The organism is Rhodococcus sp. Chr-9 (assembly GCF_000801125.1).
Taxonomy (GTDB): domain Bacteria; phylum Actinomycetota; class Actinomycetes; order Mycobacteriales; family Mycobacteriaceae; genus Rhodococcus; species Rhodococcus pyridinivorans.
Map to the genome: position 1 here is coordinate 190,841 of NZ_JTIZ01000089.1, position 21,287 is coordinate 212,127.

Below are 21,287 nucleotides of genomic sequence, written 5' to 3' on the forward strand. Positions count from 1 at the left end.
GACGTGCACCCGCGGGGGACTCCCGCAGGTGCACGTCGTGGAGACGGTTCGACTATCCGGCCTGTTCGGACCGGTGTGTCGCCCGGCGGCGCAGTCGTCGCGCCGCAGCGACGAGGTTGCGCAGCGACGGCTCGAGCTGCCAGTGGTGACGGGTCTTGAGACCACCGTCCGGATTGGCCCACAAGCGGTCGAGTTCCACCGATTCCGCCGCCTCGCTGAGCAACTCGTCGAGCTCGTCGATGTCCGGGATCCGGGCCGAGCGGGACTCGTAGACACCGGGACCGACACCGTGGGACAGCGCGCGGTCCTTGATCGCCTCGAGCACCCAGCGGATCGAGCGTGTCGCCACGATCGCCGTGACGTCGGCGTCGAGCCGCTCGATCGCGTCGACCACCGACACCTGACCCGAATAGGTCAGGTGCGTGTGGATCTGCGTCTCCGGCTTCGCGCCACCGGTGGCGAGACGGAAGGCGTCGACGGCCCAGTCGAGGTACTCGGAGCGCCCGTCCTGCCGCAGCGGCAACAGTTCCCGGATGGCCGGTTCGTCGACCTGGATGATCGCGATGCCCGCCCGCTCGAGATCGGCGATCTCGTCGCGGATGGCCAGCGCGAGCTGGTCGGCCGTCTCGTGGAGCGGCTGATCCTGACGCACGTAGGAACGCGCCAGCATCGTCACCGGACCGGTGAGCATGCCCTTGACCGGCTTGTCGGTCAGCGACTGCGCGAACGAGATCCACTCGACCGTCATCGGCTTCGGCCGCACGATGTCGCCGTAGAGGATCGGCGGACGCGTGCAGCGCGAACCGTAGGCCTGCACCCAGCCGAAGTGCGTGGTGGCAAAGCCCTCCATCAGCTCGGCGAAGTACTGCACCATGTCGTTGCGTTCGTGCTCGCCGTGGGCGAGGACGTCGAGACCGATGTCCTCCTGCAGACGGATGGTGGACTCGATCTCCTCCTGGATCCGCTTGACGTACTCGCCGTACGACATCCGGCCACGACCGAGTTCCGCTCGTGCCCTGCGGATCTCCGCGGTCTGCGGGAACGACCCCAGGGTTGTCACCGGCACCGGCGGCAGATCCAGTCGCTTCTGCTGCGCGGCGCGGCGCTCCTCGTACGGCGCGCGCACCCGATGGGCGGGCGTGACCGCGTTCAGACGTGCACGGACGGTGTGCTTCTGCTTGAAGTGCACCGACACGGGCGGCTTGCGCCACCGCTCCTCGGCTCCGGTCGTGAGCGCCTTGGCAAGGGAGACCACCTCCCCCACCTTCTGCTTCGCGAACGCGAGACGGTCGGCGACGTCGCCGGGGATGTCGTACTCGACGAGCAGGTCGTAGGGCACGTGCAGCAGCGAGGACGAGGTCGACACGACGAGATCCGGTGCGACCGCGGCGAGCGACTTCAGGTAGTCGAGGGTGCGGTGGCGGTCGACCTTCCACACGTTGCGGCCGTCGACGACACCGGCGTAGATGCGCTTGCGCTTGAGTCCGGGCACTGCGGCCAGTTCGTCCGCGCTCATGCGGCCGTTGACCAGGTCCAGGCCGATCGCCTCGATTTTCGACGCGGCCAGGATCGGCAGTGCCTCACCGAGATGCCCGTACGGGCCGGTCACGAGCAGACGCGGACGCAGCGGAGCGTGCGAGAGCGCGTCGTAGGTACGCGCGAGGGCTGCGAGCTCCTCCTCGCTGCGGTCCTCGGTGAACGACGGCTCGTCGAGCTGCACGCAGGTGGCACCGGCACGGGCGAGCTGCTCGAAGAGCTTCTCGTATTCGGGGAGCAGCGCGTCGAGCAGGTCGAGGGTGCGGAAACCCTCCTTCGTCGACGTCGGTGCGATCTTCGACAGCAGCAGCAGCGAGACCGGGCCGAGCACCACCGGCCGCAGCTCGATACCCTCGGCCTTCGCACGCTCGAACTCGTCGAGTACGGCCGCCGAATTCAGCTCGAAGACGGTGTTCTCGTCGAGTTCGGGCTGGCGGTAGTGGTAGTTGCTGCCGAACCAGCGCACCAGCTCGAGCGGCGGGAAGTCCTCGCGGCCACGGCACAGCGTGAAGTACAGATCGAGCGGGTCGAGCTCATCGGCCAGTGGACGGAACCGCTCGGGCAGCGCGCCGAACAACAGCGCGTTGTCCAGGACGTGATCGTAGTAAGAGAACGTGTTGCCGGGTACCTGGGTCAGACCCGTGGCTGCGAGCTCGCGCCAGGTGTTCTCCTGGAGCTCGCGAGCGACCGCGACAAGTTCGTCGCGCGTGCCCTCACCGTGCCAGTAGGCCTCGAGGGCGAACTTGAGCTCGCGGCGGGGCCCGATGCGCGGGTACCCGAGGATGCTCGATCCGTATCCGTCGGCGAGAGTTGCCATGTCGGCGTCGACCTTTCCCTCATGCACGTCGCGCCCGTGCACCGGTGACCAGTGTTCGGAACACTGTCGCCGGGCACGGGCGCCGTGTGCGGTGGTGCTACCTGGCTAGCCGGCCTTCTTGACCGTGCGACCGTTGTCGGCGTACTCGTAGAAGCCGGCGCCCGACTTCTTGCCGACGAGTCCCGCCTCGACCATGCGCTGCAGCAGCGGCGGGGCCGAGTACAGGGGCTCTTTGAACTCCTCGTACATGGAGTCGGCGATCGACTTGACGGTGTCCAGACCGACCAGGTCGGTCAGGGCGAGCGGACCCATCGGGTGGGCGCAACCCAGGACCATCGTCTTGTCGATGTCCTCCTTGGTGGCGAAGCCGGACTCGACCATCCGGATCGCCGAGAGCAGGTACGGCACCAGCAGTGCGTTGGCGATGAAACCTGCACGGTCGGAGGACCGCACGACCTGCTTGCCCAGTACGTCGGCTGCGAACGCCTCGGCGCGCTCGGCGACGGTGGGGCCGGTCTTCAGGGTGGTGACGAGCTCGACGAGCGGGAGCACCGGAACAGGGTTGAAGAAGTGCATGCCGATGACACGCTCGGGCGCACCGGTCGCGATACCGAGCTTCATGATCGGGATCGACGAGGTGTTCGAGGCGAGCACCGCGTTGGGATCGGTGACGATCTTGTCGAGCTCCGCGAGGATCTCGCTCTTGACCTTCTCGTCCTCGACGACGGCCTCCACCACGAGCTGCCGATCGGCGAAGTCACCGAGATCGGAGGTGAAGCGCAGACGCCATGCGGCCTGCTCACGCTCCCGTTCGGTGATCTTTCCGCTGCTCACGCCCCGGTCCAGCGACCGGAGGATCCGGGCACGTCCGGCAGCCGCGAGTTCGCGGGTCTGCTCGAACACCAGTACGTCGACATGAGCGCGTGCGCACACCTCGGCGATACCTGCGCCCATGATGCCGGCGCCGATCACGCCGACGCGCTGAATCTTTTCGCTGGTCACGTCAGCTCCTTCTCGTTGTGGGGGTCGTGGCCGAGGCCGGAAGTACAAGCGAGGACCCGTCGGGTGCGCGCGTTTCGAACTGCTCCGGATACGCACGCACCCCGCGGCAGGACATGGGGACCTGTGGATCCCGCCGCGGGGTGGTGGACCTCGGGGTGGCGCTGGTTCCTAGTGGAACTGGCCTTCCTCGGTGGAGCCCTTCAGGGCAGCCGTGGAGGTGTTGGGATCGACGGTGGTGGCGATGGTGTCGAAGTAGCCGGCACCGACCTCACGCTGGTGCTTGATGGCGGTGAAGCCGCGCTCCTTGGCCGCCTTGAACTCGCGCTCCTGCAGGTCGACGAAGGCCGTCATGCCCTCGCGGGCGTAGCCGTGCGCCAGGTCGAACATGCCGTAGTTGAGCGAGTGGAAGCCGGCGAGGGTGATGAACTGGAACTTGAAGCCCATCGCGCCGAGCTCCTTCTGGAACTTCGCGATGGTCGCGTCGTCCAGGTGAGCCTTCCAGTTGAAGGACGGCGAGCAGTTGTAGGCCAGCAGCTGGTCCGGGAACTCGCTGCGGACGCCCTCGGCGAACTTCTTGGCGACCTCGAGGTCCGGAACACCGGTCTCCATCCAGATGAGGTCGGAGTACGGAGCGTAGGCCTTCGCACGGGCGATGCAGGGCTCGATGCCGTTCTTGACGTGGTAGAAGCCCTCGGCGGTGCGCTCACCGGTGATGAACGGGCGGTCACGCTCGTCGACATCGGAGGTGATGAGGGTCGCGGCCTCGGCGTCGGTGCGGGCGATGACCACGGTCGGGACGTCCGCGACGTCGGCCGCGAGGCGAGCCGAGGTCAGGGTGCGGATGTGCTGCTGCGTGGGGATGAGCACCTTGCCACCGAGGTGACCGCACTTCTTCTCCGACGCGAGCTGGTCCTCCCAGTGGGAACCGGCGACGCCGGCCGCGATCATGGCCTTCTGCAGCTCGTAGACGTTGAGGGCGCCACCGAAGCCGGCCTCACCGTCGGCGACGATCGGAGCGAGCCAGTTGTCGACGGAAGTGTCGCCCTCGACCTTGGCGATCTCGTCGGCGCGCAGCAGCGCGTTGTTGATACGGCGGACGACCTGCGGAACCGAGTTCGCCGGGTACAGCGACTGGTCCGGGTAGGTGTGGCCGGACAGGTTGGCGTCGCCGGCGACCTGCCAACCGGAGAGGTAGATGGCCTTCAGGCCGGCGCGGACCTGCTGGACCGCCTGGTTACCGGTGAGGGCGCCGAGCGAGTTGATGTAGTCCTCGTTGTTGACGAGGTCCCACAGGATCTCGGAACCGCGGCGAGCGAGGGTGGCTTCCTCGACGACGTTGCCCTGCAGCTTGGCGACCTGCTCGGCGGTGTAGTTGCGGGTGATCCCCTTCCAGCGCGGATTGGTGTCCCAATCCTTCTGGATCTCTTCTGCAGTCCTCGGGGTGCCGGTGGTCGACATCAAATCTCCACTCTCTAGATCTGCCCCGCTCGGGATGAAGCAGTACGCGTGTACGACTTCACATCCTTTGCGTGCCGTTCGGATGTACAAGAACGACAATGACACAGTCCAAAAAGCCCGTCTACCTGTTGCTAATGCCAATCTCGGCTATTTTCGTCGCAGCCATTGCGAAGATTGCCAATCGATGGTCGGTCCAACTACCCGAATCGGGCACGGGTTTATTACCCGCGAGTAGTAACTACCTCGGCTTTTGCCGCTGCCGTCCGGCCCACACCGCCGGGACGCCTCGTCCCGCCGACTCCCCCACCTCGGGACGGATCGGACACCTGCCTGTGACTGCCTTCACAAACGGTGATCGTGGTTTGTGATCCCCATTGACCCCTGGAATCCCATCCGTAACATGTCTCGGGTCGGATCGGGGCCGGTGCATCGTAGTGCCTTCGTGTCTCAGGGCCCCGGCCGAACAGCCCCCGAACACGAGGAGTCGACATTCTCTCGAGTACGTCGCGATCGATCGTCGAAGCGACCCTGCCGGTGGTCGGCGCCGAGATCGGCACGATCTCACGTGTCTTCTACAACCGGCTCTTCCGGGCCGTCCCGTCCCTGCGGGACACCTTCAACCGCACCAACCAGGCCAACGGGGCCCAGCAACGGGCGCTCGCCGACTCGGTCGCCGCTTTCGCATCACTGCTGGTCACCCACGCACCGACCGACATCGACCCGATCATGGAGCGGATCGCCGCCAAACATGCGTCCCTCGGTGTACAGGCCGCGCACTACGGGATCGTGCGGACCCACCTGTTCGCCGCGATCGCCGAGGTGCTCGGCGACGCCATCACACCGCAGGTCGCCGTGGCCTGGCACGAGGTGTACACGCTGATGGCGAACTCGCTCGTCGAGCAGGAGACGGAGCTGTACCGGCGGGCCGGTGTGACCCCCGGTGACATCTGGCGTCGGGTTGTCGTCACCGAACACGAGTACGACGGCGCGCACGCGGCCACCTTCCACCTCCGCTCCGTCGACGGTCGGCCGCTGCCGGCCTTCCTTCCCGGCCAGTACATCTCGGTGCGGGTCGCGCTGCCGGACGGCTCCGAGCAGATCCGCCAGTACACCGTCTTCCCGGGCAGGACGAGCGGCGAGTGGGCCGTCACCGTCAAGCGCGTGCCGGGCGGACTCGTCTCCCCCGTGCTGTGCGACGGCCTGGGCGTCGACGATCACCTCCTCGTGTCGCCGCCGTTCGGCAGCGTCGTCGTCGACAGGGGCAGCGAACCGTTGCTGCTCGCCTCGGCGGGCGTGGGCGTGACGATGACGATCGCGGCGCTGCGCGACATGCAGTCCCGGGGCGACGGCCGGAGCGTCGACGTCGTCCACGTCGACCGCACCCCCTACGAGCAACCGCACCGGACCGAACTCGCCATCCTGGTCGACTCGTTGCCGGACGCCCGGCTGCACGTGCGCTACACCGAGTACGACGAGATTCGCAGCGACGGACGAACTCCACTGTCCGGGCTGACGATTCCGGGCGATGCCCGCACCTATGTGTGCGGTCCGATCACGTTCATGCGTGCCATCCGCTCGGATCTCGTCGCGTCGGGGGTATCCCCCGAGTCGATTCACTTCGAGGCGTTCGCGCCGGGCTCGTGGTTCGGCCTCGAGGCCCCACCGGTATCTGTCGATTAACACGCTGCGAACGCTGCCTTGCGAAGGCTGCGAGGCAGTTCTACCCTGGGCGAATGGCCAAGACCTATGTAGGCGCCCGGCTGCGGCAGCTACGCACCGAGCGAGGACTCAGCCAGGCCGCGCTCGCCAAGACCCTCGAGATCTCGGCGAGTTATCTCAACCAGATCGAGCACGACGTCAGGCCGCTGACGGTGCCCGTCCTGCTCCGGATCAGCGAGGTCTTCGGGGTCGACGCCACCTTCTTCTCCTCACAGGACGACACCCGTCTGATCGCGGAGATGCGGGAGGTCGCGCTCGACCGGGAGATGGGCATCGAGGCCGACGCCCAGGAGATCGCCGAGATGGTCGCAGCCCACCCCACTCTGGCGCGCGCGATGGTCAATCTCCACCGGCGCTTCCGCAACACCACCGCGCAGCTCGCCGTCGCGACCGAGGAGAGGTACAGCGACGGCAGCGGCAGCGGTGCGATCACCATGCCCCACGAGGAGGTCCGCGACTACTTCTACCAGCGGCAGAACTACCTGCACGATCTCGACACCGCGGCCGAGGAGCTGGCCAACCGCATCCGGTTCCACCGCGGCGACGTGGGGGGCGAGATCGCTCGCCGCATGACCACGGTCCACGATGTGCAGATCGTCAAGCGCATCGACCTCGGCGAGAACATCCTTCACCGCTACGACCCCGAGACCCGTGTCCTGGAGGTCGCGCCGCAGCTGTCCGGCGGGCAGCAGGTCTTCAAGCTGGCCATCGAACTCGCGTACCTGGAGTGTGGAGAGCTCATCGACCGCCTCGTCGCGGAGGGTTCGTTCACGAGCGATGCCTCACGCGCGCTGGCCCGGCTCGGGCTCGCCAACTACTGGGCGGCCGCACTGATCCTGCCGTACACGCAGTTCCACGAGATCGCAGAGGACTTCCGCTACGACGTCGAACGCCTGTCGGCCTTCTACGGCGTCAGCTACGAGACGATCGCGCACCGGCTGTCGACACTCCAACGTCCGAAGCTGCGGGGCGTCCCGTTCTCGTTCGTGCGCGTCGACCGCGCGGGCAACATGTCGAAGCGTCAGTCCGCCACCGGTTTCCACTTCTCCACCAGCGGTGGCACGTGCCCGTTGTGGAACGTATACGAGACCTTCGCCTATCCCGGCAAGATCATGACGCAGATCGCGCAGATGCCCGACGGTCGTCGCTATCTGTGGGTCGCGCGCACGGTCGAGCGTCGCGCCGCGCGTTACGGCCAGCCGTCGAAGACGTTCGCGATCGGTCTCGGCTGCGAACTGCGGCACGCGCATCGCCTCGTCTATGCCGACGGTCTCGACCTCGACGAGTCCAATCCCGGCACGCCGATCGGCTCGGGTTGCCGCGTGTGCGAGCGGATGAACTGCCCGCAGCGCGCCTTCCCTCCCCTGGGCAAGGAGATCGACATCAACGAGCACCGCTCGTCGGTCTCGCCGTATCTGGTGCGCTGAGCGTCGGTAGGCTCGTCGCATGGCACGCACCCCCGACTCGATAGGCGCGAAGGCACTCGAGTTCCTGTCCGAGTACCACCTCGCGACGCTCACGACCCTCCGCAAGGACGGCTCGCCGCACGTCGTCGCCGTCGGGTTCACGTGGGACGGCGAGGCCGGCCTCGCCCGCGTCATCACCTTCGAGGGCTCCCAGAAGACCCTCAACGTCGAGCGCGGGGGTTACGCGGTGGTGAGCCAGGTCGACGGCGGTCGCTGGCTCACTCTCGAGGGCCCGGCCCGCGTTACGCGCGAGCCGGCCGACGTCCGCGAGGGCGAGCGTCGCTACGCCGCCCGCTACCGCGAACCCCGCCCTAACCCCCGCCGCGTCGTCATCGAGATCGCAGTCGAGCGCGTGATGGGCTCGGTCCTCGACCCCATCTGACGCATCCGCTCGCTTGTTTGCCATCCGCAGCGGAAGCAGATGCGGCACATAGCTGGGACGGTAGCGGTTACCGCCACGCACGGGCGACGGCACGGTCGAAGCGAGCGAGGACGACGTCGAACCGGGACAGTTCGGGCCACGTCCACCTGACCACTTCGAAGCCGAGGTCGCGCAGGGCGTCCTCCCGTCGCTTCTCGTTCCGTAGGGCCTCGACGCCTCCCTCGTCGTACTTGCCCATCCCGTCGAACTCACCGACGACTCCTTCGTCCTCCCAGAGGAAGTCGACCCGGGCGACGAACTGCCCGTCGGGTGTTCGTATCTCCTTCTGGAGCGTCGGTGCGGGCATGCCGGCCTGATGCATCCGGATGCGACTCAGCGATTCTCCCGGACTCTCGCTGCGACCGTCGAGAAATGCAGCCACGCGTCGCGCCGCGGCGATACCCCTACGCGGCCCGGACTCGTCGAGACAACAGAGCAACGCGGAGCCGAACTCGGCATCACGAGCCGCAGCACAATCACCCGCGATCACGGCTTCGTCGAAGTCGAGTGTGCAGGCGAGATCCACGACGGTCCGGGCGAGCGAGGTGCACGCTATGCCCGCGACCTCCGACAGGTCGTGAGGACGCAGAGGGGCGACGTGCAGGTGACGGTTCGCGTTCCTCCGACCACCACCCGATCTGCCGCGGGTGACGTGGACCCGCGTGAGATCCGGCTTCCACAGGGCGAGCCCGTGCAGGACGGCGGCGGACTCGTGGCTGATCACCGTGCCGGGCGCGAGCACTGCCCCGACGGATCGCACGCGCACGCGATAGCGATCGAGTTCGTCGAGGGAGTCGTCGCGGTGGAGGTAGACGCCGGGTTCGAGTCGCTCGAGTTCACCGGCGCGTACCGCACGACGGATCTCGGAGTCGGTCATCCCGGAAGCGAGAGCGGTGGTCCGCAGGAAAGGAGTCGGTCGCATGCGGACAACCGTGCCCGATCGTCGTGGTGCAGACGCGGTGCGAACACCGGTATTCGCGTCGCCTGTGGATGATCCCGCCACCTGTGGACAAACAGTTCGCTACACCGTCAGCTATCCGCCGCAGCGATTGCCGTAGCGGATAGCGAAGGTCGTAGCTGATGCTTGTGCGCATTTTGTAACGCCCACGAAATCTGTGTCACGAGACCGTGACCGGAAGATATTCCCGCGCAACAACTCCCTTCTACTGTGTGGCCTCACGGATACAGCGCTGTATACGCCTCCCGGATACACCGGGGTCCCCTCAGGCCACACCTTCGAAGGAAGGGCTCTACATGTCTGTTGTCAGGTCCAGGCTCGCCACCCGCGCCATCGCGGCCCCCGCAGCACTCGTCGCAGTCGGACTCGTGCTGTCCGCCTGCGGAAGCCGCGCAGGTGACGAGGGCAGCACGGCCACCTCCGGTGCTGCGTCGTGCGTCGACACCTCGGGCGACACCGTCAAGGTCGGCTCGCTCAACTCCCTGTCGGGCACGATGGCGATCTCCGAGGTCACCGTCCGCGACTCGATCGCGCTGGCCGTCGAGGAGATCAACGCCGACGGCGGTGTGCTCGGCAAGCAGATCGAGATCGTCTCCGAGGACGGCGCATCCGAGCCGGCGGTGTTCGCGGAGAAGGCCGAAAAGCTCATCGGATCCGACTGCGTCGCAGCGGTGTTCGGTGGCTGGACATCGTCGAGTCGCAAGGCGATGCTGCCGGTCTTCGAGGACCGCAACGCGCTGCTGTACTACCCCGTCCAGTACGAGGGCCTCGAGTCGTCATCGAACATCTTCTACACCGGCGCGACCACCAACCAGCAGATCGTGCCGGCCCTGGACTACCTGAAGGAACAGGGCGTGAAGTCGCTCTACCTCGTCGGTAGCGACTACGTCTTCCCGCAGACCGCCAACCGCATCATCAAGGCGTACGCCGAGGCCAACGGCATCGAGATCAAGGGTGAGGACTACACCCCGCTCGGCTCCACCGACTTCTCCACCATCGTCAACAAGGTGCGCACCGCCGACGCCGACGCGGTGTTCAACACACTCAACGGCGACTCCAACGTCGCGTTCTTCCGCGAGTACACCAACGCCGGCCTCAACGCGAAGGACATGCCGGTCGTGTCGGTGTCCATCGCCGAGGAGGAGGTGGGCGGTATCGGCGCGCAGAACATCGAGGGCCAGCTCACCGCGTGGAACTACTACCAGACCGTCGACTCCCCCGAGAACACCTCGTTCGTCGAGGCGTACAAGGCGAAGTACGGCGCGAACAAGCCGACCTCCGATCCCATGGAGGCCGCCTACACCTCGGTCTACCTGTGGAAGAACACCGTCGAGAAGGCCGAGTCCTTCGAGGTCGACGACGTCGTCGAAGCCGCGGACGGCGTGACCTTCGACGCCCCCGAGGGCACCGTCACGATCGATGGCGACAACCACCACATCACCAAGACCGCTCGCATCGGTGAGATCCGCGGCGACGGCCTGATCTACACCGTCTGGGAGTCCGACGGCGCCATCGAGCCCGACCCGTACCTCGAGTCCTACGACTGGGCGTCGGGCCTGTCCGGTAACTGAGCACGGAAGCCGAAGAGGGAGACGACATGGATGTCCTTGTAGGACAGCTCTTCACAGGATTGAGTATCGGATCGATCCTGTTGCTGGCAGCACTGGGGCTGTCGCTGACGTTCGGCCAGATGGGCGTGATCAACATGGCCCACGGCGAATTCATCATGGCCGGCAGCTACACCGCCTTCGTCGTGCAGCAGGTGATCTCCTCGGCCGGGATGTCCCTGTTCGTCTCCCTGCTCGTCGGCTTCCTGGTGGGCGGCGTGATGGGTGTGATCCTCGAGGTCACCCTCATCCGCCGCATGTACCACCGCCCGCTCGACACCCTGCTGGTCACCTTCGGTGTGGGCCTGCTGTTGCAGCAGGCCGCCCGCGACATCTTCGGCGCCCCCGCCGTCAACGTCATCGCACCGTCCTGGCTCTCCGGCGGCGTGGAGATCTTCGGGGCCGTCGTCCCGAAGACCCGCCTGTTCATCCTCGCCCTCGCTGTGGTGTGCGTGGTCGCCCTGATCGCATCGATGAAGTACACGCCGATGGGACGACGGATCCGGGCCGTGGTGCAGAACCGCGATCTCGCCGAGACGGTGGGCATCTCGTCGCGCCGCACCGACATCACCACCTTCTTCCTCGGCTCCGGTCTCGCCGGCCTCGCCGGGGTGGCCCTGACACTCATCGGCTCGACCAGCCCGACCATCGGCCAGTCGTACCTCATCGACGCCTTCCTCGTCGTCGTCATCGGCGGCCTCGGCCGCATCGAGGGCGCCGTGCTCGCGGCCGTCGCACTGGGCCTGCTCAATTCGTTCATCGAGTACTCCACGACCGCGTCGATCGCGAAGGTCATCGTGTTCGTGCTCATCGTGATCTTCCTGCAGGTCCGCCCGCAAGGCCTGTTCGCCGTCAAGACGAGGAGCCTGGTCTGATGTCGTCGACATTCTCGGTCCGCAGCTTCACGAAACCCGGGCCCGTCCGCACAGCAAGCGGATTCGCGATCGCCGCGATCATCCTGTTCGGTCTCGCCCCCGCCGTCCTCTCCGATTTCCGTCTCGGCCTGCTCGGCAAGTTCCTGTGCTTCGCGATCGTCGCCGTCGGCATCGGTCTGGCCTGGGGTCGCGGTGGCATGCTCACCCTCGGCCAGGGTGTCTTCTTCGGCCTCGGCGCCTACATCATGGCGATGCACCTGAAGATCTCCGACGCGCAGCTCCGCGGCGACACGGTCCCCGACTTCATGCAGATCGCGGGCATCCGCGAACTCCCCGCCTACTGGGTGCCGTTCGCCTCCCCCGCCGTCACACTGCTGGCGATCCTGATCGTGCCGGCCCTCATCGCCGCTCTGCTCGGCTTCGGTGTGTTCGCCCGCCGCGTCAAGGGCGCCTACTTCGCCATCCTCTCCCAGGCACTGGCCGCCGCCTTCGCGATCCTGCTCATCGGCCAGCAGTCCACCGGAGGATCCAACGGCCTCAACCGTTTCCGCACCTTCTTCGGCTACGACCTGTCCGATCCGGTCAACAAGCGGATGCTGTTCTTCATCGTCGCCGCGATCCTGCTGCTCGTCGTCGCCGCGACCCGCCAGCTCATGCAGTCCCGCTACGGCGAACTGCTCGTCGCCGTGCGCGACCAGGAGGAGCGGGTCCGCTTCCTGGGCTACGACCCCGCCCTGATCAAGGTGGCCGCCTACACCGTCGCCGCCTTCTTCGCCGGCATCGCCGGTGCGATGTTCGTGCCCATCGTCGGCATCATCTCCCCCGCCGACGTCGGCATCGTCCCGTCCATCGCATTCCTCATCGGTGTCGCCATCGGCGGACGCACCACCCTGCTCGGCCCGGTCCTCGGCGCGGTGGGCGTGGCGTGGGCACAGACCACCCTGTCGGAGAACTTCCCCTCCGCCTGGACCTACGCGCAGGGCCTGCTGTTCATCGTCGTCGTCGGCTTCTTCCCCGCCGGCCTCGCCGGGGTGATCACCCTGCTCCGCCGGCGCCGCCGCACCACCCCGACCGAACCCACACCGCCGGCCGAACCCGAGACCGCCGACCTTCCCGAGATGGAGCCCGTGCGATGAGCAAACCCGTCTACGGCGGCAACGCCGGAATGAGCAGCGACTACCTCGAGATCCGCGACCTGCGTGTCACCTTCGACGGCTTCACCGCCGTCGACGGCGTCGACCTCACTCTCCTCCAGGGCGACCTGCGGTTCCTCATCGGCCCCAACGGCGCCGGCAAGACCACCCTCGTCGACGCCGTCACCGGCCTGGTCCCGGCGACCGGCTCGATCACCAAATCCGGCGTCGAACTGCTCGGCAAGAAGACCCACAAGATCGCGCGCCTCGGCGTCGGCCGTACCTTCCAGACCGCCTCGGTCTTCGAGGAACTGTCGGTTCTGCAGAACCTCGACATCGCCGCCGGCGCGGGCCGCTCCCCGTGGCAGTTGCTGCGGCGCCGCAAGGACGTGCTGCCCGAGATCGAGGAAGCGCTCGAGACGATCGGCCTGACCGCTCACCGTGACACTCCCGCGGGCATCCTCGCCCACGGGCAGAAGCAGTGGCTCGAGATCGGCATGCTGCTCGTGCAGAACGCCGACGTGCTGCTCCTCGACGAACCCGTCGCCGGCATGAGCCACGACGAACGCGAGGAGACCGGGCAGCTGCTGCGCCGCATCGGTGCGCAGCGCACGGTGGTCGTCGTCGAGCACGACATGGACTTCATGCGCGCCTTCGCCACCTCGGTCACCGTCCTCGCCCGCGGCAAGGTCATCGCCGACGGCACCGTCGACCAGGTCCAGAACGACCCGCAGGTCCAGCAGGTCTACCTCGGGACCGCCACCGCTCCCCAGGAGGCATGATGCTCGAACTCGTCGACGTCCGCGCCGGTTACGGTCGCACCGAGATCCTGCACGGCATCTCCCTGACCGTGCCGACCGGCAAGACCGTCGCGGTCATGGGCCACAACGGTGCCGGCAAGACCACACTGCTGCGTGCCGCCGTCGGCCTGCTGCCCGTCACCAAGGGAAAGATCCTCTTCGACGGTGACGACATCACCTCGCTGCGACCATCTGCGCGGGTCGCCCGCGGTCTGGCCTACGTCCCCCAGGGGCAGCAGTCCTTCGGTCAGCTCACCTGCCGCGAGAACCTGCAGGTCGTCGCGGACACCCGCCGCAACGGCCGCGCACTCGTCGCCGACATGCTCGATCTGTTCCCCGCCCTCGTCCCGCTGCTGGACCGGCGGGCCGGCCTGCTCTCCGGTGGTCAGCGCCAGCAGCTCGCCATCGCCCGCGCCCTGATCACCGAGCCGCGCATGCTCATCCTCGACGAGCCCACCGAGGGCATCCAGCCGTCGGTGGTCGCCGAGATCGAGAACACCATCGTCGAACTCGGCCGCAGCGGCGACCTCGGGGTGCTGCTCGTCGAACAGCACATCGGTTTCGCCCTCGACAATGCCCTGCACTACTACGTCCTCGAATCCGGGCGCATCACCTCGACGGGTGACGGTGGTGTCGACGCCGCCTCCACCGTCCGTGCGGCGATGGCGATCTGATGGCCGCCGACACACGGCGCGAGAGGGTCTACAAGGCCCTGCGCGATCGCCTGATGTCCGGGACACCCTCCCCCGACGAACGACTCAGTGAAGAACGCCTCGCCGAGCAGTACGGGGTGTCGCGCACGCCGGTGCGCGAGGCCCTCGCCCGATTGGTCTCCGACGGACTCGTCGAACGCCGCGACCAGGGGCTGTACCCCTACCGTCCGCGCTTCGACGACCTCGCCGACCTGTACGAGCTGCGGACCACGCTGGAGCTGCGCGGGATCCGCCGCGCGCTCGACGGCGAGTCGGTGCGGCACGATCCCGACGTCCTCGGTCCCGAACTCGACCGCTGGTACGAGATCCGCGAGGAGCCGCCCGAGCCCGACGCCGGTTTCGTCACGCTCGACGAGCGCTTCCACATGACGCTGCTCGCCGCTTCCGGCAACCGTGCGCTGTGCGACGCGCTGGCCTCGGTGAACGCGAAGGTGCGCCCGGTGCGGATGTTCGACTATCTGACCCCCGACCGCATCGTCGCGACCGTCGACGAGCACATCGAGGTCGCCGAGCTGGTCCTCGCCGACAAGCTCGACGACGCCCACGACCTGCTGCTCGCTCACATCGACACTTCGCGATCGGTGGTCGTGCGCCGGGCCGAGGAGGCACGCGCCTTCGCCCGGATGGCCCGCGCCGTCCGAGACTGACACTTCCGGTCGTGTCACGTGACCGGAGGGGTCCGGTGCGGCACACTGGCGCTCATGACACCCCGCATCCCGCCCGGACGTTTCAAGGAACTCGGCCCGATCAACTGGGTGACATGGAAGGCCCTGTCCGCCGCCGGCGGCACCTCTGATGCCCACCTGTTCAGCACCCTCGGCCGCACCGGACGACTGTTCCGCGGGTGGTTGCACTACGCCGGCATGCTCATGCCGTTCGGCCGTCTCGGCCGGTTCGAATCGGAGATGGTCATCCTGCGCGTCGCGCATCTGCGCGAGTGCGGTTACGAATTCGACCACCACACCCGCCTGGGCCGCCGTGCCGGGATCACCGACGAGGTGCGCGAGCGTATCGTCGCCGGACCCGATGCTCCCGGCTGGCAGGCGAGGCATCGCGCACTTCTCCTCGCCGTCGACGAACTCGTGGCGACGAAGAATCTGTCCGACGAGACGTGGGCGTCGCTCACGCAGTTCTACGACGACCGCAGGCTCATCGAGTTCTGCCTGCTGGTCACGCAGTACGACGCTCTCGCCACGACCATCGGGGTGCTGCGGATCGAACGCGACTTCTGATCCGTCCGCACCGGCCGGCATCCGGCCGGCGGCGCGATCCCTAACAAGGCTGTTACACAACGTCACAGCGGCGTCATTGCTGGTCCATAGCGTATACAGCCATGTCCACAAAGACGTATACAGAAGCGTCGGTCCCCTCGACCTTCGCCTTCGACACCCTGCTGGTCGCCAACCGCGGTGAGATCGCGTGCCGCATCATGCGGTCCGCGCACAAGCTGGGTCTGAAGACTGTTGCGGTCTACTCGGACGCCGACGCAGCGGCCGCACATGTCGAACTCGCCGACCTCGCGGTCCGGCTCGGCCCGGCTCCCGCAGCCGAGTCCTACCTGCGGGCCGATCTCGTCGTCGAGGCGGCCCTGGCCACCGGTGCGGGAGCGATCCATCCCGGTTACGGATTCCTCTCGGAGAACGCCGAATTCGCCGCTGCCTGCGAAGGTGCGGGAATCGCCTTCGTCGGGCCGACCCCCGACCAGTTGCGCGTCTTCGGCGACAAGCACACCGCCCGTGAGGCCGCCCGCGCGGTGGGCGCGCCCCTCGTCCCCGGTAGCGGCCTGCTCGATTCGCTCGACGACGCGCTCGCCGCGGCCGAGGACATCGGCTATCCCGTGATGCTCAAGGCCGTCGGCGGGGGCGGCGGTATCGGGATGCAGGCCTGCCACAGCGCCGACGACCTGCGTGGGGCGTACGAACGCGTCATCCGTCTCGCCACGGCGAACTTCTCGTCCTCCGGTGTCTTCCTCGAACGGTTCGTCCCCCGCGCCCGGCACGTGGAGGTGCAGGTCTTCGGCGACGGGCACGGCCGGACGATCAGCCTCGGCACCCGCGACTGTTCGTTGCAGCGCCGGAACCAGAAGGTCGTCGAGGAAGCGCCCGCGCCGAACCTCCCCGACCACATCGTCGAGCAGATGCTCTCGTGTTCACGCGCTCTCGCGTCGTCGGTGCGGTACCGATCGGCGGGCACGGTCGAGTTCGTCTACGACGTCGACCGCGGCGAGGTGTCCTTCCTCGAGATGAACACCCGACTGCAGGTCGAGCATCCGGTCACCGAGGAGGTCACGGGCGTCGACCTCGTCGAGTGGATGCTGCGTCTCGCGCGCGGCGACGACAGCATGCTGGGCGGCCTGCCCGATTCCGGACCCGAGCTCACCGGGCACGCCGTGGAAGCCCGCGTGTACGCGGAGGATCCGGGACGCGACCACCGGCCGAGCGCGGGTCTGCTCACCCACGTCGAGTTCCCCGCCCACACCCGTATCGAGACGTGGGTGGACACGGGCACCGAGGTCGGCACCTTCTACGACCCGATGCTCGCGAAGGTGATCGTGCGCGGCGAGTCGCGGCGCACAGCATTCGCCGGGTTGGCGGAGGCACTCGACGACACCCGGATCCACGGCGTGCAGACGAACCTGTCGAAGTTGCGCAGGATCTGCTCCGAGGCAACGGTTCTCGACGCGGAGCATGTCACCACGACGCTGGCGGACATCCCCCCTGCCGGACGTCGCATCGACGTGCTGCGCGCCGGCACGATGACGACCGTCCAGGACTTCCCGGGGCGGATCGGACTGTGGGAGGTCGGGATTCCGCCGTCCGGCCCGATGGACGATCTCTCCTTCCGCGCCGCGAACGTCGCCGTCGGCAACCCCGAGGGCGCACCCGGTCTCGAATGTACCCTGCTCGGCCCGCGCCTCGAGTTCTCCGATCCGACGATCGTGTGTGTCACGGGCGCCCCCGCCGAGGTCACCGTCGACGGTGTGCCGGTGCCGATGTGGGAGCCCGTCGAGGTCCCGGCCGGCTCCGTTCTCGAAGTCGCCGCCCCCGTCGACGCCGGTCTGCGCACCTATGTCGCGGTCCGCGGCGGACTCGACGTGCCGCTCTATCACGGCAGCGCATCGACGTTCACGCTCGGCGGCTTCGGTGGGCCGACCGGCAGGGCGCTCGCGACCGGCGACGTGCTCGGCCTCGCGTCCGGCGAGGCGCTCACCGATCCGGCGCCGGTCCCCACCGCGATCCGCCCCATCCTCGGGCACACCTGGCATCTCGCGGTGACCGAGGGCCCGCAACCGGCCCCCGGCTACTTCACCGCCGACGACCTGCAGCAGTTCTACGACGCGACGTGGACGGTGCAGACGCACGCCAACCGCACCGGCATCCGGCTCGACGGCCCGAAGCCCACCTGGTCGCGCACCGACGGCGGCGACGCCGGCCTGCATCCGTCGAACCTGCACGACAATCCGTACAGCGTCGGCGCACTCAACGTCTCCGGCGACACTCCGATCCTGCTCGGCCCGGACGGTCCGAGCCTCGGCGGTTTCGCGTGCCCGCTCACGGTGGTCTCCGGTCATCGCTGGAAGCTCGGCCAGATCCGCCCCGGCGACTCGCTGCGGTTCGTGCCGGTCACCGACGAAGGGGCCGTCGAACTGCGCAACAGTGCGGCCCGCGGCGCCGACCTCCCGCCGGTCGCCCGGCAGAGCGCACCCGACGGTGGGCGCCTCGGTCGCATCGAGCCGTTCTTGGACCACCCCGAGGTCGTGTATCTGCGCGGTGGCGACGACAACATCCTCGTCGAGTACGGCGAGATGGTGCTCGATCTCGGCCTGCGCATGCGGGTGCACGCATTGTCGGAGGCACTGGCCGCCACGCATCTACCCGGCATCGTCGACGTCACGCCGGGTGTGCGCTCGCTGCACATCCACTTCGATCCCGATGTGCTGCCGCAGTACCGCCTGCTCGGGGTGCTGCAGGATCTCGAGACGGAACTGCCCGCGACGCGCGATCTGGTGGTGCCGAGCCGCACCGTCCGCCTGCCACTGTCGTTCGACGACCCGTCCATCGCCGACGCCATCTCGCGCTACCGCAGCGGGGTGCGCGACGAGGCGCCCTGGCTGCCGTCGAACACCGAGTTCATCCGGCGCATCAACGGTCTCGACTCGATCGAGCAGGTCCGCGACACCGTCTTCGACGCCGAATATCTCGTCCTCGGTCTCGGTGACGTCTATCTCGGTGCGCCCCTGGCCGTTCCGCTCGATCCGCGGCACCGGCTGGTCACGACGAAGTACAACCCGGCCCGCACGTGGACGCCGTCCGACGCAGTGGGCATCGGCGGCAAGTACCTGTGCGTCTACGGCATGGAATCGCCCGGCGGATACCAGCTGGTCGGACGGACGATCCCCATCTGGTCGGGCTACCGGCAGACGGGGCCGTTCGAGGAGGACAAGCCGTGGCTGTTCCGGTTCTTCGACCGCATCGTCTGGGAACCGGTGACGCCCGATCAGTTGCTCGAACACCGGGCCGCGGCGAAGGCGGGCCGGTTCGACGCCGACATCTCCGACGGCACCTTCGCTCTCGACGACCACCTGCGTTTCCTCGAGGACAACGCCGACTCCATCGACGCCTTCCACGCCGCACAGGCCCGCACGTTCGACGCGGAGAAGCGGGCGTGGCGTGATGCCGGAGAGTTCGACCGCGTCGACAGCGAGCCGATCGAGATATCCGCCGTCGGTGATCCCCTCGACGGGATGCCGACCGGTGCCGTCGTCGTCGAGGCACCGATGGTCGGCAACGTCTGGCGCGTGGAGGTCGCCGAGGGCGACACCGTCACTGCCGGGGACACTGCGGTGATCCTCGAGGCGATGAAGCTCGAGATGCCCGTGCCGTCGGAGACCACCGGCACGGTCCTGAAAGTTCTCGTGATCCCGGGCACGAAGGTTGCACCCGGGACCCCCCTTCTCGTGATCGGAGCAGTCTGATGAGCATCGGCAGTACCCTCGACAACCCGGGTGTCGGATTCGCGACGCCCGCCCCCTCGGTGAGGGTGTCCGCTACCGATCGCGTTCGCGCCGCACTGGGCCGCATCGACGAGGTGGATCGACCCGAGGTGTGGATCGCGTTGCGCAGCGCCGACGATCTCCTCGCCGACGCGGCCGCCGTGGACGCGCGGGTCGCCGCCGGTGAGTCGCTTCCGCTCGCCGGTCTGGTCGTGGCGGTCAAGGACAACGTGGACGTCGCGGGAATCCCCACCACCGCGGCGTGTCCGGAGTTCGCGTACGTCCCGGAGGAAACAGCTTCGGGTGTCGATCGTCTGGTTGCCGCCGGCGCCGTCGTGCTGGGCAAGACCAATCTCGACCAGTTCGCCACCGGTCTCGTCGGCACCCGGAGCCCCCACGGGGCGGTGCGGTGCGCGTGGGATCCCGAGAAGGTCTCGGGCGGTTCCAGTTCGGGTTCGGCGGCCGCGGTGGCGCTCGGTATCGCCGACATCGGGCTGGGCACCGACACGGCCGGTTCGGGACGTGTTCCGGCCGCGCTGCACGGAATCGTCGGCATCAAGGCCACTCTCGGAGTGATCCCGGCGCACGGTGTGGTCCCGGCCTGCGTCGACTACGACTGCCTCACGGTCTTCGCGACGTCGCTCGACCTGGCGGCGACCGCCGTCCGGATCATGGCCGGACCCGAACCCCGCGACCCGCGCAGCAGGACCTGGCCCGCGGATGTACGACTCGCCGCGCCGAACACTCTGCGCGTCGCGGTGCCGCGCGCCGAGGATCTCGAGGCGCTGTGCGAGGAGTACCGTGACGCCTTCACCCGCACGGTGGCCGCGGCGCGCGAGTCCGGCATCGAGATCGCGGAAGTGGATATCTCACCGCTGCTCGACGCAGCCCTGCTCCTGTACGACGGTGCCGTGGTGGCCCAGCGCTACGCGGCCGTCGGCGAGTTCCTGTCGACGGCACCGGAGGGTGCCGATCCCACGGTCGCCGCGATCGTCGCCGGCGCGAAGAAGCCTGCCGCCTACGAACTCGTCGAGGATCTCGACACCCTCACCCACGTGAAGGCGTTCGCGCGTGAACTGCTGGCCGGGTTCGACGGGTTGCTGCTCCCGACGACGACGGAACACCCGACGATCGCCGCGGTGCAGGCCGATCCGATCGCGATCAATCGTCGGATGGGCACCTACACGAACTTCTGCAACCTGCTGGACATGGCAGCGGTGGCGGTGCCCGGTGCGCCCACGGCGGCCGGTGAGCCGTTCGGGGTCATGGTCGTGGTCCCGGCTTTCGGCGACCAGGTGGCGGTGGACGTCGCGGCCGCGCTGAACGGTGTGGACGCACCGCGTGTGGTCGAGTCCGGCGTCGAACTCGCGGTCTTCGGAGCGCACCTGCGCGGTCAGCCGCTGCACTTCCAGCTCGAGGAACTCGGGGCGCGCTTCGTCGAGGAGGTGTACACCTCCGACGCGTACCGTCTCGCCGCGTTGAACACGACGCCGCCGAAGCCGGGCCTGGTGCGTCACGCACCGGGCGAGGGCGCCGCGATCGTCGGTGAACTGTTCCGGTTGTCGGAGGCCGGACTGGGTCGGTTCCTCGCTGCGCTGCCCGCCCCGATGACGTTGACGAGTGTCGAACTGGCGGACGGGCGGTGGGTCGTCGGCTTCGGCTGCACGCAGGACGCAGCCGCCGACGCGGTGGACATCACCGAGTTCGGCGGCTGGAAGGCATACCGGGCGTCCTGACCCCGGCTCCGGAGTGCAGTTCTCATCGGCGAATTCGCGCATCGTCGACGACA

At 67.9% G+C, this 21,287-nt stretch carries 16 protein-coding genes; 12 read left to right on the forward strand and 4 right to left on the reverse strand.

The genetic code is table 11. From position 1 onward, the window contains the following. Positions 1 to 52 precede the first annotated feature (52 nt). From metE to aceA, 3 genes are all read right to left on the reverse strand, one after another. Positions 53 to 2,353 (reverse strand): 5-methyltetrahydropteroyltriglutamate--homocysteine S-methyltransferase, encoded by a 2,301-nt coding sequence (gene metE, locus QR64_RS12930; RefSeq protein ID WP_039585646.1) that lies wholly within the window; start codon positions 2,351 to 2,353, stop codon positions 53 to 55. 105 nt (positions 2,354 to 2,458) lie between these two features. Continuing rightward, positions 2,459 to 3,355 carry a 3-hydroxybutyryl-CoA dehydrogenase gene (locus QR64_RS12935; RefSeq protein WP_006553579.1) on the reverse strand — a complete coding sequence of 299 codons (897 nt, stop codon included), beginning with the start codon at positions 3,353 to 3,355 and terminating at the stop codon, positions 2,459 to 2,461. 168 nt (positions 3,356 to 3,523) lie between these two features. Continuing rightward, the gene (gene aceA / locus QR64_RS12940; RefSeq protein ID WP_006553580.1) at positions 3,524 to 4,813 is read right to left on the reverse strand and encodes an isocitrate lyase; all 1,290 of its coding nucleotides are present in this window, start codon (positions 4,811 to 4,813) and stop codon (positions 3,524 to 3,526) included. 534 nt (positions 4,814 to 5,347) lie between these two features. On the opposite strand from aceA, the gene QR64_RS12945 reads away from it, so the two are divergent. Genes QR64_RS12945 through QR64_RS12955 form a run of 3 tightly spaced genes read left to right on the forward strand, consistent with a single transcriptional unit; the run spans position 5,348 to position 8,380 of the window. Further along, complete coding sequence (locus tag QR64_RS12945; RefSeq protein ID WP_052227292.1) at positions 5,348 to 6,493, forward strand: globin domain-containing protein; 1,146 nt, start codon at positions 5,348 to 5,350, stop codon at positions 6,491 to 6,493. Between the two features lie 53 nt (positions 6,494 to 6,546). Continuing rightward, positions 6,547 to 7,959 carry an acetate metabolism transcriptional regulator RamB gene (gene ramB / locus QR64_RS12950; protein WP_006553582.1) on the forward strand — a complete coding sequence of 471 codons (1,413 nt, stop codon included), beginning with the start codon at positions 6,547 to 6,549 and terminating at the stop codon, positions 7,957 to 7,959. A 19-nt stretch (positions 7,960 to 7,978) separates the two neighbouring features. Further along, positions 7,979 to 8,380 carry a PPOX class F420-dependent oxidoreductase gene (locus QR64_RS12955; RefSeq protein ID WP_024101771.1) on the forward strand — a complete coding sequence of 134 codons (402 nt, stop codon included), beginning with the start codon at positions 7,979 to 7,981 and terminating at the stop codon, positions 8,378 to 8,380. A 67-nt stretch (positions 8,381 to 8,447) separates the two neighbouring features. On the opposite strand, the gene QR64_RS12960 is transcribed toward QR64_RS12955, so the two are convergent. Next, positions 8,448 to 9,341, reverse strand: a complete 894-nt coding sequence (locus QR64_RS12960; protein ID WP_039585434.1) for a type IV toxin-antitoxin system AbiEi family antitoxin domain-containing protein — start codon at positions 9,339 to 9,341, stop codon at positions 8,448 to 8,450. 332 nt (positions 9,342 to 9,673) lie between these two features. On the opposite strand from QR64_RS12960, the gene urtA reads away from it, so the two are divergent. The 9 genes from urtA to atzF all read left to right on the forward strand — a co-directional run bounded on the left by urtA (position 9,674) and on the right by atzF (position 21,234). After that, positions 9,674 to 10,948 (forward strand): urea ABC transporter substrate-binding protein, encoded by a 1,275-nt coding sequence (gene urtA / locus QR64_RS12965; protein ID WP_039585436.1) that lies wholly within the window; start codon positions 9,674 to 9,676, stop codon positions 10,946 to 10,948. Positions 10,949 to 10,974: 26 nt separating this feature from the next. Next, positions 10,975 to 11,859 carry an urea ABC transporter permease subunit UrtB gene (urtB, locus tag QR64_RS12970; protein ID WP_039585437.1) on the forward strand — a complete coding sequence of 295 codons (885 nt, stop codon included), beginning with the start codon at positions 10,975 to 10,977 and terminating at the stop codon, positions 11,857 to 11,859. Beyond that, the gene (urtC, locus tag QR64_RS12975; RefSeq protein WP_039585439.1) at positions 11,859 to 12,995 is read left to right on the forward strand and encodes an urea ABC transporter permease subunit UrtC; all 1,137 of its coding nucleotides are present in this window, start codon (positions 11,859 to 11,861) and stop codon (positions 12,993 to 12,995) included. The genes urtB and urtC overlap by 1 nt, the downstream gene beginning before the upstream one ends. Further along, the gene (urtD, locus tag QR64_RS12980; protein ID WP_039585440.1) at positions 12,992 to 13,774 is read left to right on the forward strand and encodes an urea ABC transporter ATP-binding protein UrtD; all 783 of its coding nucleotides are present in this window, start codon (positions 12,992 to 12,994) and stop codon (positions 13,772 to 13,774) included. The genes urtC and urtD overlap by 4 nt, the downstream gene beginning before the upstream one ends. Beyond that, the gene (urtE, locus tag QR64_RS12985; RefSeq protein ID WP_039585648.1) at positions 13,774 to 14,466 is read left to right on the forward strand and encodes an urea ABC transporter ATP-binding subunit UrtE; all 693 of its coding nucleotides are present in this window, start codon (positions 13,774 to 13,776) and stop codon (positions 14,464 to 14,466) included. The genes urtD and urtE overlap by 1 nt, the downstream gene beginning before the upstream one ends. Next, positions 14,466 to 15,152: a GntR family transcriptional regulator gene (locus QR64_RS12990; protein WP_039585441.1), complete on the forward strand. Its 687-nt coding sequence runs from the start codon at positions 14,466 to 14,468 to the stop codon at positions 15,150 to 15,152. The genes urtE and QR64_RS12990 overlap by 1 nt, the downstream gene beginning before the upstream one ends. A 54-nt stretch (positions 15,153 to 15,206) precedes the next feature. Beyond that, the gene (locus QR64_RS12995) at positions 15,207 to 15,737 is read left to right on the forward strand and encodes a carboxymuconolactone decarboxylase family protein (RefSeq protein ID WP_039585650.1); all 531 of its coding nucleotides are present in this window, start codon (positions 15,207 to 15,209) and stop codon (positions 15,735 to 15,737) included. Positions 15,738 to 15,838: 101 nt separating this feature from the next. Then, positions 15,839 to 19,480, forward strand: a complete 3,642-nt coding sequence (gene uca, locus QR64_RS13000) for an urea carboxylase (protein ID WP_052227293.1) — start codon at positions 15,839 to 15,841, stop codon at positions 19,478 to 19,480. After that, complete coding sequence (gene atzF / locus QR64_RS13005) at positions 19,480 to 21,234, forward strand: allophanate hydrolase (RefSeq protein ID WP_235367117.1); 1,755 nt, start codon at positions 19,480 to 19,482, stop codon at positions 21,232 to 21,234. The genes uca and atzF overlap by 1 nt, the downstream gene beginning before the upstream one ends. Positions 21,235 to 21,287: the final 53 nt, after the last annotated feature.